Origin of the sequence: Chitinophaga sancti (assembly GCF_034424315.1) — a bacterium.
Taxonomy (GTDB): Bacteria; Bacteroidota; Bacteroidia; order Chitinophagales; family Chitinophagaceae; genus Chitinophaga; species Chitinophaga sancti.
This window is the reverse complement of the sequence record NZ_CP139972.1, coordinates 4,512,481-4,524,728: the sequence shown is the minus strand read 5'-3', so window position 1 is coordinate 4,524,728 and position 12,248 is coordinate 4,512,481. Positions and strand designations below refer to the sequence as shown.

10 protein-coding genes are annotated in these 12,248 nt (G+C 36.7%); 7 read left to right on the top strand and 3 right to left on the bottom strand.

Annotated features, from left to right (window positions below; genetic code table 11):
• Positions 1-38: 38 nt before the first annotated feature.
• The 4 genes from U0033_RS17305 to U0033_RS17290 all read left to right on the top strand — a co-directional run bounded on the left by U0033_RS17305 (position 39) and on the right by U0033_RS17290 (position 3,622).
• Positions 39-581 carry an RNA polymerase sigma factor gene (locus U0033_RS17305; RefSeq protein WP_072363623.1) on the top strand — a complete coding sequence of 181 codons (543 nt, stop codon included), beginning with the start codon at positions 39-41 and terminating at the stop codon, positions 579-581.
• Positions 582-876: 295 nt separating this feature from the next.
• Positions 877-1,428 (top strand): RNA polymerase sigma factor, encoded by a 552-nt coding sequence (locus U0033_RS17300; protein WP_072363624.1) that lies wholly within the window; start codon positions 877-879, stop codon positions 1,426-1,428.
• 85 nt (positions 1,429-1,513) lie between these two features.
• Complete coding sequence (locus tag U0033_RS17295) at positions 1,514-2,596, top strand: FecR family protein (protein ID WP_072363625.1); 1,083 nt, start codon at positions 1,514-1,516, stop codon at positions 2,594-2,596.
• Positions 2,597-2,656: 60 nt separating this feature from the next.
• Positions 2,657-3,622, top strand: coding sequence for a hypothetical protein (locus tag U0033_RS17290; RefSeq protein ID WP_143150831.1), 966 nt, complete (start codon positions 2,657-2,659; stop codon positions 3,620-3,622).
• 20 nt (positions 3,623-3,642) lie between these two features.
• On the opposite strand, the gene U0033_RS17285 is transcribed toward U0033_RS17290, so the two are convergent.
• The 3 genes from U0033_RS17285 to U0033_RS17275 form a co-directional block, all read right to left on the bottom strand.
• The gene (locus U0033_RS17285) at positions 3,643-5,508 is read right to left on the bottom strand and encodes a right-handed parallel beta-helix repeat-containing protein (RefSeq protein ID WP_072363627.1); all 1,866 of its coding nucleotides are present in this window, start codon (positions 5,506-5,508) and stop codon (positions 3,643-3,645) included.
• Positions 5,509-5,892: 384 nt separating this feature from the next.
• Positions 5,893-6,153 (bottom strand): hypothetical protein, encoded by a 261-nt coding sequence (locus U0033_RS17280; RefSeq protein WP_143150832.1) that lies wholly within the window; start codon positions 6,151-6,153, stop codon positions 5,893-5,895.
• Between the two features lie 758 nt (positions 6,154-6,911).
• Positions 6,912-7,772, bottom strand: coding sequence for an alpha/beta hydrolase (locus U0033_RS17275; RefSeq protein WP_072363629.1), 861 nt, complete (start codon positions 7,770-7,772; stop codon positions 6,912-6,914).
• Positions 7,773-7,971: 199 nt separating this feature from the next.
• Between U0033_RS17275 and U0033_RS17270 the strand changes: the two genes are divergently transcribed.
• The 3 genes from U0033_RS17270 (at position 7,972) to U0033_RS17260 (ending at position 12,199) form a co-directional block, all read left to right on the top strand.
• Positions 7,972-8,973: a helix-turn-helix domain-containing protein gene (locus U0033_RS17270; RefSeq protein ID WP_143150833.1), complete on the top strand. Its 1,002-nt coding sequence runs from the start codon at positions 7,972-7,974 to the stop codon at positions 8,971-8,973.
• A gap of 808 nt (positions 8,974-9,781) precedes the next feature.
• Positions 9,782-10,675, top strand: a complete 894-nt coding sequence (locus U0033_RS17265; protein WP_072363631.1) for a UbiA prenyltransferase family protein — start codon at positions 9,782-9,784, stop codon at positions 10,673-10,675.
• A 432-nt stretch (positions 10,676-11,107) separates the two neighbouring features.
• The gene (locus tag U0033_RS17260; RefSeq protein WP_143150834.1) at positions 11,108-12,199 is read left to right on the top strand and encodes a hypothetical protein; all 1,092 of its coding nucleotides are present in this window, start codon (positions 11,108-11,110) and stop codon (positions 12,197-12,199) included.
• Positions 12,200-12,248: the final 49 nt, after the last annotated feature.

Here is a 12,248-nt window from a genome sequence, read left to right as displayed (position 1 = left end):
CAGTACTTTTTGCCGCAGTCTCCGATTAAGGAGCAGCTATGTTACATTTAACCGACTCAGAATTGTTAGAGCTGGTAAAGAAAGGAGGGGAAGGCGCCTTTACCATACTCTACACCCGTTACTATTCAGTCATGCTGGCTGTTGCGAGAAAAAAACTATTGAACCACCAGGAAGCCGAAGACATTGTCCAGGAGATCTTTGCATCGTTCTGGCACCGGCGAAACCATATCCCGTCGGGGATTCCTGTGAAACACTATTTTTTGAAGGCAGTACATTTTCAGTATGCGTACAAGTGCAGAACCAAAGCTGTTGCCAGAAAGTATGAAAACTACCTTTGGAATAGCCTGCAGGAAGAATGCGGATTACATTACCTGGAAAGCAAAGAATTAGGTCATCAGATCTATCATGCACTACAAAAGATCAGCGCTCCTGCCTGCCGTAAAATATTTGAACTGGCATACATGGAGGATAAAAGTTGTAGTGAGATAGCATCGAGCTTAAATATTTGTACACAGGTGGTGAGAAACCAAACCAGCCGGGCTTTGAAAGTCCTGAGAGAAGAATTGAAATTAGTCGTGTGACCTATCATTGTGCTGCATTCCCTTTATAAATTTCACGTAAAATATTTCACCTGTTGTCAGCAATAATATATCCTGACAGGTGATACCTATTGCCGGTCATAGACAAACTCTGCTCCCATTAACAATAAGTTAACCTAAGTCTAACCGCTATTTACTAGTTTAGTGGGAATAATTAGTAGAACGAACTATTTGGGATAAATTAAAATTTATATATTGTGTCAGTCTGATCAATGTGAGTCATGTGAGAAACCAACGGGGGATAGTTACACAACAAGGCTGAAATACAATTATCGTTATGCAAAATTTAAGCAGCTATAACGACGAGCAATTATTTTTGTTACTGCAAGCAAATAGTGAGGAGGCGTTCAATGTAATATTTGAGCGTTACCGAAAACGTTTATTTCTTGAAGCGTATAGCCGTTTACAGCAGGAAGAGGAGTCGAATGATATTGTGCAGGAGGTGTTCCTGTGGTTGTGGAATAAAAGAGCGACCTTACAAATAGGCGACTGTCTGAAGCCATACCTGGTAAGGGTGGTACGTAATAAGGTTGTAGACCACCTCCGCAAGTGTAATTCTGCGAGGAATCACAGGCAGTATTACACCTGGACGGCAGATACCGAGACATCAAAACTTCCTATAGAAAATAAAGAATTGGGACAACAATTAGAAGATGCAATGAATAGTATTACCCCAGCCAGTAGACTGGCATTTGAGCAGCTTTACTTACAGGACAAGAGCTTACGGGAAATCGCTGTGGAGATGGATATTAATGTACAGTCTGTCAAAAACCACATACATCGGGCATTAAAAATTCTGCGAAAGAACCTGAAACACCGCTTATCCTGAAAATTGAGTATTTTGTAACGATTATGGCTATACATTGGGGATGATAGCCTGAAACCAATAATTTCCACATTATTCACATTTTACAATGTCTGTAAGTCCGGAATATTTAGAACAATTAGTGTTGGATGAGATAGCAGGAGTCATTACACCGGAAGATAGTGCTACCCTCAAAAATATCCTTGCGCAGGATCCGGAAGCGCTTGCCATTCGTAATGACTTATATGCGGAGTATGGGAACAATCCTGTTTTGGATAGGTTGCCGGAAACGCTGACAGTAGATATGGTCTGGGAGCGGGTGCGGGAGAAGAAGCGGCGGCGGATGTTGACTGTGCTTAGTATTGCGGCGTCTGTGTTGGTGCTTTTAGGTGCTTATCTATTATTTGCACCTGCGGGGAGTGAGCATGCAATGGCTGCCGTTTCCAGGGAGGTAACTTTGGAGATGCCGGATGGGGAGGTGGTGCAATTGGGTGCTGCGGTGCAACAGGTGGGAAATGTGGTGCTTCGGAATGATTCGAATCGTTTATCCTATACCGGTGGTGAGGGGCGGGCGAGTTTAGTGGTGCCTGCGGGAAAGGAGTATACAATTATATTGGCAGATGGGAGTACGGTGCAATTGAATGCGGGTTCGAAAATGACGTTTCCAATGGCGTTTGATGATATTAGCAGGGAGATCAGGATTAACGGAGAGGCGTATGTGAAAGTAGCGAAGGATGCTGCGCGGCCTTTTATTGTGCATGTGGCGAATGGCGCGATTGAGGTATTGGGAACGGAGTTTAATGTGAATACGTATGGTAAGGTGACGGTGTCATTGGTGAGTGGAGCTGTGCGGATGAGGACCGGGGATGATTCTTTGTTATTACATCCTGGTTTTGCGGTGTGTTATAATCCCGGAACGAAATTGACGGAGGCGCCTTTTGAAGCGGAGGATGTGTTGGCATGGCGGAGTGGCGTATTCCTCTTTAGTGATACAACTTTAACGGCCCTTGCCGGCCTTATTTCAAGATGGTATGGGGTGGAAGTAGTGAATGATACCCCGGCGGCAGGGGATCGCCGTTTTAGTGGTGCGATGGACAGAAATAAGCCGATAACCAGCTTTCTGGAAGGATTAAAATTTATGGGTCGCTTAGAATATTATTTTGACAAAGACAGCGTACTGCATCTCAAATAACATCCATTTTTATTTACTGGAACCCCATTTACATTCACCATGCATTCCACATTATATAACGTGAATAAAAGTTTACCACTCGAAAGAACCATTTTTAAATATTCGTCTCCTGCAGATATTCCGATTGAATACCAGGCATTACTTTTACCTGATGCGGGCGTATATTTTAGGCAGGATGCGGAGTGTGATATGTTATCACAGCATTTGCTGTTAGGACCGTTTTCTGTTTGGCTGCATGATGTATTGGCCAAGGATAATATATTGATACGGTCTTATACACCGGTGCCGGTGTTTACTTTGCAGTTTATGTTTGAGGATAGTCTGGCGGTGCCGAAGGCAGGGTATACGTTGGATGAGCGGGAGTGTAGCGGGTTTTATCTGTTCCCTGGGCAGTTGCATCGGATACCGATGGCGGCGGAGAAGAAGGTGTTTTCTTTTCATATTAATATTCAGCCGGTGGTTTTGGCGGAGTTGGTGAAGAAATATCCGCAGTTAGATGTGATGATGCACGGCGTGCATCCGAGGGTGTCTACGAGGATTAATTCAAGGCCTTATCATGTGAATGGGGTGTGTGATAAGTTGATACAGCAGGTGATGACTTGTAAGTATGGGGGGCAGGCGGGGCTGCATTTTAGGCAACGATGTGTGACGGATATTCTTTTGAATTTTGCGAATCAGCATGCGGATGCGTTGCAGCCGTTTGTGTATACGAGTATGTTGAATGCGGATAGTTATCATAATTTGTTTAATTATTTGAGTGATCATCCGCATAAGGATCATTCATTGCCTTATTTGGCGTATATGTATAATATACCGTTGGAGGAGATAGATCATGGGTTTAGGCAGCATTTTGCGATATCGATAGGGGAGTATGTGAATATGGTGAAGATGATGATGGTGTGGCATTTGGTGGTGGAGGGGAGGTCGAAGATGGAGGATATTGTGAAGGTGACGGGGTTTAAGGGGGTGGAGGAGATGAGGGGGAGGTTGGAGGAGTGGTATGGGTGGGATGTGTTTTTGAAGTAGATTTTTTGGAGAGTAAGGCGCTAGTGCGCCTTACTCCAGTTTGACCAGACTTTTATGAGTTGTGTATTGTTGGTGTTGTCTTTCCATTCGAATGGGCCGGGGAATGGGTTGGTGTTATCACGTTTCTGGTTCAGGTAATCAGTGTCCAGGGTGATAGGCGAGCCATCGGGGGCTTCGAATGGGAGGTTTGAATAGATGGTGCGACCTAGCATGTCGGTTTTTACTAGTCTCCGGTGTTGGAATTCTTTCCAGGTTTTGTCTAGTTTGATGGAGAGATAGAGACCGTCGTTTTTAGAGACGATACTTAGATTGGGGTTATATATATTGCTCCAAACCGGGAATGTCTCTTTATCAGCTGGTTGAGCACCTGCTATAAATACATTTCCATCCATCCATAAGGGTAGTGATGCGGTATCATAATTACGCAGGTTACTGGTGTATCCAACGAATATATTATTGTAATACCTGAAATCACCTGGAGGGTTGCTTTGTAACCCGGCAATTTCAGTTGAATGCTGTTTCATGAATGGGGTGAGCCTGTCATCAAAATTTTCGATAAACATATAACCGGCGAACAGGTTATGTGCATAAGTACCACCCTGAGCCAGTACTCTTTGGCATCTGGGAGATAAGAATATATTGTTGTCAATGATGAATGGTCCATGATCTACTTCCAGGAAAAGATCATAATTCCCATTGTCAAATAGTAAATTTTGAGAAACCCTGGTGCCTTGCGCCATCCAATCCAGCCAGATACCACGATCATTATGATAGATTAAATTCCTGCTGATTTCCATGTCAATGGCACCGTGAAATTTAATGGCAGACATTTCTGCTCCTGTGAATAATTTCCTGATATGGATATTGTAGATAATGTTATCTGTTACAGTGCTGAAGGAACATCCTAAACTACCTACTATACCAGCCTGCTCGCAGTTATAAATTTTATTATGTCTTACTATGTGGTGACCGATATTATCTTTATTCCAGCCATTTTTTAAGGCTCGGTTGATAGTGCCGACATAGCCTTCTGCTGATTCAGCTTTATTATCCCATTCGTCACCGTATTTTCCTAAAGCAATGCCGGAACATTTGGAATCACTTATTTCGTTGTTTTCAATGATCCAGCCTTTGCTCCAATTGGTACCAATTAAACCAATTTGCTCTGCGGTAGGAGGTGCCCATGGTGTAGCGGCATGGCGCATGATAAAGCCGCGGACGGTGATATAGTTAATGCCGGTTTTTCTGGGATAGAAGATGCTTTGCCTTACATTGATTTCTGCGGTATGTTGATTAGGGTTTGCGTTTCCAAATTGTGCCCAGATAGTTGTACTGTCTATACCTACTTCCCCAAACCAATATAGCTCTCCATCCTGCTTTTTCATTACTTCTGCTTTAGTAGCAGCCTCAGTCAACCTTGCTTCATCCAGGTAAACCTCTCCTGTATGATTTGGTCTTTTTTTACCATAAAACCAATCGCCGTAAATAGTATCTTTATATGGATTAAAATTTCCAAATAGTTTATTGGACACATTTACTTTCCATGTATTCTCTCCTAGTTTCTCCCATCCTTTAATGATTTCAGAACCTTTGATTACAACCGTTTCATTTTTTGCTGCCTGATAGGTAATTCTCATATTATCTGAGTTACCACCTATGGCAGGGTTTATTTCTTCTCTATAAGTTCCTTCATGTACATTGATAATGTCTCCAGGTTTTGATTTTAGGCTGGCAGCACTAATTGTTTTAAAAGGTTTAGTTGAGGATCCGTCATTTCCATCATTTCCACTTTTAGTCGATACATGATAGACTGTTTGTGCCTGTAGGAAAGAGCATATAAAAAGATAAATAACAGTAAAGAATAGGGTTACAAAATTTCTTTTCATTGAAAGTATTGATTTTAATTGGAAAATGAGGAGGCTTTAAAAGCACAAATAATACTATTGCAGATCCTGGAAAAAGTAACATTAATTTATGAAAAAAATGGTATTCCTTAAAAGTGGAGTTTTAGTAATAGATATATAGTTGTATAAGGTTTTTCGAAATTGATCAAGTTAGAGAATAGTCTCTAACTTGATACATCTTATAATATATGAATCTAGGGAATATTAGAATTTATTGATTCGCTGTAATTAATTGTATTATCTACATTTAAAGTATTGTTGAAGGGGAATTATTTCAATATAGGGATTTTATTTTAATATGGTTACCTCTATTTAATTAGAAGGTAACCATATAAGTCCATGCTTTAACTAAAACGCAATTTTCAGTTACATGTCTTGATTAACTCTTACTGACTGATAAGTAACATTTGGGCCTGGAATAGCACAAAATAATGTTGCTTCTGGGTGTGTTGTTGAATATCTCGTAGAGATTGGAGCGTATACAATTTGAAAATTAGGGGTAATGCGACCCACTGTAGTATAGCAAAAGAGGGCACCAATAAATCTATGTTGGGATTTAAATGCTACTGCACCTCCTATAATACTTAATAAACCAATAATACTTAGGATAAAATTTGTCTTTTTCATGGTATAAATGCTTTTTCTGAAAAAGCTAAATTCATGTTATTAATATCTGCTTGAAATGATAGCAGTTTAACAGAACTACAGATTATAGTTCTGTCAATCCTTATCGGGATAAAATCATAATCTGGGAACTTATGATTTTATGTTTTAACTAAAAATGAGTTTTAGTTACTCGTCCAGATTAACTCTTACTAATTCATAAACAATATTTTGTACTGGAAGGGCGCATAATAATGTTTTCTCTGCGTGCGCTGTTGAATACCTTACACCTGGTATTGGAGTGTATATAATTTGAAAATTAGGGGTTATGTGCCCCACAGTAGTATAGCAAAAGTAAGCACCACTAAATCTATGTTGGGCTTTAAACGCTAATGCGGCGCCTACAATGCTCAAGAAGCCAATAACACTTAGAATAAAATTTGCCTTTTTCATGGGATAAATGCTTTTTCTGAAAAAGCTAAATTTATGTTATTAATATTTGCTTGAAATAAGAGTAGTTTAACTGAACCGCAGACATATTTATATTAGCACCTTATGAAAATAAGATGTCATAATTCATTTAAATAGAAAGAAAATAATGAGCACTACATTTTTCAGAATTGACAATTAGTGAATTCTATTTAACCTTATGACTGTCTAAATTTATTCATTTATTTTGAGGATACATTAGGGGTTAAAATAATAAACTTGTTATTAAGATATTTTTAGGATAAAATAAATGAATCGATTACTATTAATTTTTATTATTGCTTAAATAGACTTTAATTCTTATTAATCCATTCAATAAAAGGATCAATCCATTGAATAGTCGCTTCTTTATTATATGCTCCAAATGCATGTCTTCCTTTCGCATACAGGAATAATTTTGCGGGCACCTGATGTTGTTGCAATGCTGCATAGAAGTACAGGGAGTTTTTAACGCTTACCCCATCATCATCCATGGCATGAACAATGAATGTGGGAGGTGTACTATGTGATACATGCAACTCATTAGAATAATAGTGTATTTTTTCAGAAGTAATGTCCGGGCCAATCAACTGTAAACGGGAGACAATATGTGTGAGGCTGTCAGTGAAACTAATGACAGGATAGATCAGCGCCATGAAATCTGGCTTTAGGTTGATGTTTGTAGGGTTATCAATGTAAATATCATTGAGGTGTGTACAAAGCGTAGAGACCAGGTGACCACCGGCAGAGAAGCCCATAATCCCCAGTTTGTTTTTGTCAATTTTGAATTCCTTTGCATGCTCCCGCACGTATTGAATAGCTCTTTGGGCATCCATGACAGGAACAGTCTCCTTATGTGTCATTTTAGAGCCATCAGGCACCCTATATTGCAACAGGAAACAGGTAATGCCAGCAGTCGTCAGCTTCTTTGCTGCAGGTATGCCCTCCACTACATCTGCTACACCTAAATAGGCTCCACCTGAGCAAATGATAATTCCAGTACCATCACTCTTTCCATTTTCCGGCTTGTAAACTGTCAGGGTTGGAATATCGCCGTTTATAGCATTAGGTACCTTGCCGGTGGCATACAAAGGAATAATTTCCTGTGAAAATACTTTGGTAAAGCAAAAGAAGCACGCAAATAGGATGAATAATGGATACTTAGAGTAATACATATAGATATAAAACGGTTTGAATGGGATTGCAATAAAGGCAATTTTATAATACAGTTATAATATATAATTATACAACTGTGGAATATGTTACCAAGCTTTGCTCACCGCAATGTTATATAGCAATACTCAGATTAGCCAAAAAACAATAGAACGCTCAAAGTTAACACTGCCATTAAAGAAGATAACTGAAATTACTGCTATGATAACACATCCGGCAGGAAAAGCTGAAAAACTTTTCTATATAGAAAGAACAGATGAAGCTTATGATGATGTATCTTCTATACCAGAAGAATATTTACAATTAATCCTACCTTATGCAGGGGTATATTTTGAAAAGGATGAATATTGTGAAATACTCAGTCAGCATAAGCAGGTTGGTCCATTTTCCTTTTGGTTACAGGAAGTGTTTGCAAATGAAGCATTTATCCTTTGCCCATACACCCCTATGCATATCTGGGCTTTGCATTTTATGTATGACACTAGTCTTCAGGTAGAGTTATATGAGGATAAATCATTCAACCTGGAAGAGAGAGAATGTAATCTTTTTAACTTAGAATCTGATTTACATAAGGTGCCAATGGTGAGCGGGCAAAGGCTTCTTTCCTGTCATGTAAATTTTCTTCCGAATGTTTTGAAGAACCTAGCCAGATTACATCCTGGTCTTAGTCGTTTAGCGAAATTGGAATCGAACGGTATCAGTGGCCCATTGAATAAATACCCTTATCATATCAATGCTGTATGCAGTTATTTACTTCAGCGAGCTATCAGCTGTCGGCATATTGGTATACCTGCTGAACATTTTATATACCGTTGTTGTCTGGATCTGTTATTAAACTTTGCTCAGCAGGATCTACAACTGCCCATTGAGGTGGATAATGTGCTCCATTTAGACGTGTTAACCCAATTATTTAACCTCCTGTTAGAACATCCTTATCAATCTTTCACGAATTCACAGCTGGCAAGTATGTTTGATTTGCCGATAGGAGAGTTGATGGGAAGTTTTCTAAAACATTACTCTATTTCCTTGAATGGGTTTATCCGGATGACTAAGATGATAATGGTGTTTGAATTATTGACAGAGAAATCTACGCCACTTTCAACGATAGCAAATGCAGCGGGGTATACCAATTGGCAGACGCTGAATAGAGAGTTTAAGATGTATTATGGGTGTGAGTTGGATGAATTGAGGCGAGCTATGTGATTAAATATATTCCAGGCTCTTTTTATTAAATATAACTTTACGCTGGTCGCCCCAATTTCCCCCCTACAATAAGATTGAATTTAAAATTAAATTAATCTCAGCTGACAAAATAAATATTTCACTATATAAATGATATTTCTGCCAATAGATCTAGTACCATCATTGCCCCTTTTTATGACATCCTTATCAAAGAAACAATCAATTACTGTCAGAATGCTTTAGAAGATATATGAATTTCACTCAGGTTCTTTGGTGTTTACGGAAATACTCTATTACTAAACTGAACGCATCTATCAGGACATGATCTCGATTTATCTCATTTGGTAGACCACCAATTTATTATGACTTACAAATTGTTTGTCTCATTGATTAACAGAATCGTTGTATTGTTAATAATTTTTAGACTCCAAATACCTCCTACTTTCAGCCAGTTGTCCGAGAAAAATGATATTTCTTTACTACGACTTAATTAATCGTTTCAAAGGCATAAGTTAATGTTTTTGTTTAATAATGCCAGTTTTGAATTATTGAGTTGTTATAACCACTTATTATTTAGAAAGCATTTTTTAGCATGAGAATAAGATAAGTGATAGCAGTGCTCTAGGTTCAGATTTAATGTTCTGTTATAGATGATTTATGTAGATAAAAGTTTTGAATAGGAAGAAATCGGATCTGTTAATGCATTTCTATAGCACTTATTTATTTTAAATTCAATTTTATTAGTGTTAATCTATTGCTAGTTTTTCTATTTTATCACTTTTTATTATTAATCATTTTCAGACTCAACCTATTTTAATTTTACAATGAAGTGAAATACCTAATATTATTGAGACCCAAACATTGGGTGAAAAATTTGTTTTTGTTTGTTCCTTATTTTTTTTCTGGAAGTTTTTTTAATCTAAAAGGATTATTTTTTTTATTTATAGGTTCGCTAGCATTTAGTTTTATGGCTAGCTCAATTTATATAGTAAATGATTGGTTTGACATTAATTTTGATAAGATGCACCCTGTGAAATGTAATAGACCATTAGCTTCCGGATTGATATCTAAGAAAATAGCCGCTATTATTATTTGTAGTTTGATAGTATTGAGCCATACTTTGGGATGCATTCTTACAATAAGATTTTTAATAGTATTGGACATTTATTTTATTGTCAATTTATTTTACTCAATTGGGCTTAAAAATATTTCAGTCCTTGATATTTTTATTTTAGCAACTGGCTTTGTTTTAAGACTGATTGCCGGAGGTGTTATAGCAGCAGTTGCTTTGTCTGAGTGGATAATAGTTATGGTGTTTTTGTTAGCTCTCTTTTTAGCAATAGCCAAGCGTCGGGATGAAGTTTTAATTAGTCTTACCTTAGGTAAAGAAATTCGAAAGGCCAATAAAGGTTATAATCTTGATTTCTTAAATGTTTTATTAGCATTGGTAGCATCCGCTATTGTTATTTCCTATTTGATATACACTCTTTCTCCAGATACAATTTTAAGAATGGGTAGTCACAAGTTATATTATACTTTTGTTTTCGTATTGAGCGGGCTATTTAGATATTTACAGTTAACATATGTATATCATGACACAGGATCTCCTGTTAAAGTGTTTTATACAGATCGATTCATTCAAATCTCAGTTGTATTATGGATATTGACCTTTTTTACAATTATTTATTGTAAAGATTTTTTAGATTATATGATCGGGCCATAATTTCAATACTTACATTTTATATTACTGGCACCTATTATTACCTTATCCAGAATCATTAATATGAAAGTTGCGTATAGTTACAGAAAGACAATATTGATTTCAATTGTTGTTAATATCGTTATCTGGATTTCCTTTAAAATAATATATCCATATCCCAATATGGTTTTGGACTCTTATTATTATGTAATGGGGGCTACAGAGAGATTGAATATTAACCTTTGGCCAATTGGGTATTCATATTTTATTAGGCTGATCGGTGTTTTATCTCATTCCGACCTCCTGTTCACGACTATTCAATATGAAATTTTTCAGTTATCATTTCTATATTTAATTTTTACAATTGCCAACTTGATAGAACTTCCAAAATGGGCATTTGTGACATTGATAATCTTCTCGTTTAATCCAATAATTCCCTATACTTGTAACTTAATAATGGCAGATGGGTTATTTTATTCGGTTAGCATTGTCTGGTTTACAATATTGGTAAAAATAATTATTAGACCAAATCAATATCTAATTATACTAAATGGAATATTTATTGGAGTGGCTTTGTCTTTGAGATATCATGCTTTGTATTATCCAATACTAGGAGCCTTTGCATTTTTATTAAGTCAGTACAGATTTATTTATAAGGCTTTAGGTGTAGTATTCCAATTGGCAATAGTGTTATTATTTGTTTTCTTTACTCAAAACCAGGTTAAACAAATTACTGGGCAATCCCAATTTTCTCCATTTGGAGGTTGGAAAATTGCAAACAACACATTGTATGTATACGAGAATATTTATAGAACTGATCAAAGGATAATTCCTAATAAATATAGAGAACTGGATAGTATTGTTCGGAGATATTATAATTCGGCCCATAGAAAGCAAACTCTATTTACAAACGATCCAATGCCCGGCGGGTTTTATGTTTTTATGAGTTATTCCCCTTTAGTAATTTATAAAAATTCAGTTTTTCATAGTGAATCCAATGTAGATGATGTTAAGTCATTCATGAGGGTGGGCGGGCTTTATGGAGATTATGGTAAATATTTATTAAAAGGCAGTCCAGTAGCCTATTTAAAATTCTTTATTATTCCCAATGTAATTAGATATTTTTCACCTCCTGCGGAACTATATATTACACTATCTACATTTTTTTTAAGGCGCGATAATATTTCTAACTATACAAAAAAATGGTTTCATTTTAAGACTTTAGAAGTCAATGTAGAGGCGATTCAATTTAGATCAAATTTATTCTCTTTTTTCCCTTCAATTGTATTTAAATTACATGTGATATTTTTGTTAATGTTATCTGTGTTTATTTTTATAGGTGGGTTGAAACTTATAAATATTGAACAACGAAAGTTTATTGCTTTGGGAATAATAACATGGATTATTGATTTTGGATTTAACATTTTAGCATCAGAAGTGGTCTTACGATATCTGTTATTTACAATTACTATTGAGGTTATATTCGTTTTACAATTCGCTTCGATTATTATAAAATGGACAGCAAAAAAAATAATTCATAAAAAATGAGATGATAAATGTTACAAATTATAGTCTTAGGCAATATTAATCCTTTTAA

Coding starts and splice junctions, on each gene's coding strand:
- U0033_RS17295 (WP_072363625.1), top strand. CDS start 1,514: ATGTCTGTAAGTCCGGAATATTTAGAACAATTAGTGTTGGATGAGATA.
- U0033_RS17260 (WP_143150834.1), top strand. CDS start 11,108: ATGGCAGATGGGTTATTTTATTCGGTTAGCATTGTCTGGTTTACAATA.
- U0033_RS17305 (WP_072363623.1), top strand. CDS start 39: ATGTTACATTTAACCGACTCAGAATTGTTAGAGCTGGTAAAGAAAGGA.
- U0033_RS17285 (WP_072363627.1), bottom strand. CDS start 5,508: ATGAAAAGAAATTTTGTAACCCTATTCTTTACTGTTATTTATCTTTTT.
- U0033_RS17300 (WP_072363624.1), top strand. CDS start 877: ATGCAAAATTTAAGCAGCTATAACGACGAGCAATTATTTTTGTTACTG.
- U0033_RS17270 (WP_143150833.1), top strand. CDS start 7,972: ATGATAACACATCCGGCAGGAAAAGCTGAAAAACTTTTCTATATAGAA.
- U0033_RS17275 (WP_072363629.1), bottom strand. CDS start 7,772: ATGTATTACTCTAAGTATCCATTATTCATCCTATTTGCGTGCTTCTTT.
- U0033_RS17280 (WP_143150832.1), bottom strand. CDS start 6,153: ATGAAAAAGACAAATTTTATCCTAAGTATTATTGGTTTATTAAGTATT.